Origin of the sequence: Vibrio sp. 5S239, assembly GCF_041439575.1 — a bacterium.
GTDB lineage: Bacteria > Pseudomonadota > Gammaproteobacteria > Enterobacterales > Vibrionaceae > Vibrio > Vibrio kanaloae.
Map to the genome: position 1 here is coordinate 1 of NZ_JBGOOM010000071.1, position 1,031 is coordinate 1,031.

The 1,031-nt window shown below is 41.9% G+C and carries 2 protein-coding genes; both read left to right on the forward strand.

Features of this window, described 5'->3' with window-relative positions; translation table 11 throughout:
- Positions 1 to 71: 71 nt before the first annotated feature.
- Complete coding sequence (locus ACED48_RS20470) at positions 72 to 671, forward strand: glutathione S-transferase family protein (RefSeq protein WP_017057191.1); 600 nt, start codon at positions 72 to 74, stop codon at positions 669 to 671.
- 41 nt (positions 672 to 712) lie between these two features.
- The gene (locus ACED48_RS20475; protein WP_017057192.1) at positions 713 to 994 is read left to right on the forward strand and encodes a hypothetical protein; all 282 of its coding nucleotides are present in this window, start codon (positions 713 to 715) and stop codon (positions 992 to 994) included.
- Positions 995 to 1,031 lie beyond the last annotated feature (37 nt).

Genomic DNA, 1,031 nt, shown 5'->3' on the forward strand with positions numbered 1-1,031 from the left:
AGGTGTTATGCGGTGGCTTCGTATTGCGTTGCTCACTACTTAGCTTAGCGTTATGCTTTTCGGGAGGATGTATGGAAGTTTCGCTGTATAGCGCAAAAGGTTCGAATAGTTCTGAAAGGGTGGAGTGGGTACTAAATTTTAAGGGTATACGTTACGATAGAATTGAGGTCAGCTCTGACGAACTAACGACCACATACCTAGATATAAATCCTTTTGGCTATGTTCCATCTCTTTGTGTCGATGGTTCGGTATTCTCTGAATCAATGGCAATTATTGAGTATTTAGAAGAACGCTTTCCTAATCCAAGCTTATTTGGTAAAAGCCTCAATGAAAAAACTCATATCCGCAGAGTTTGTGAGTATGTAAACTCCAGTATTCACTCCCCCCAAAACAGAACAGTGTTGAGGTTTATGCGTCCAGAGTTAGATGAGATATCAAAGCGAGCACTTCGTGGGAACTGGATTATGCGTTGCTTAGAAAAGTTAAGTACATCGATCTGTTGTGATTCAGGATTTGCAGTGGGTAACGACTTTAGCGTAGCCGATATATTTGTGGCTTCAATCTACAAAAAAGCGTTGCAACATGGTTGTGTGAGAAACGAGTTTTACGACAAGCATTTGATGTACATAAGGGCAAATGACAGTGTTGTGGTTTCAGAACCACAAGCATAACAAACAATTTAAGTGGATTCTCAACGCGTGGCAGTTTTACTATGCGTCAGGTAAAGTGGTTACGGTGTAATGCAGCGGCTTGGCCAGTGCGTTGTTCACCACTTAATTGGACGTTAGTTTGCAAAGGGCAGAAAAGCGTTTGTGGTCTAAAAGCGTTGTTCTACGTTCTAGCTATTCACCTGTCCGTTTCCCAATTTCACGAACTTTCCGGTGGCACTATGTTGGAAGCGTTTGCGGTAAGTGAGTCACTTACTGGCTCTAACATTGTTACTAGTTCTTTGATGCGTTTTCTTTGTCTTGGCGGTTCATTCGCTAACAAATAGCTTAGTCACATTTGGTTGTCAGGTTAGTCGAACGAAT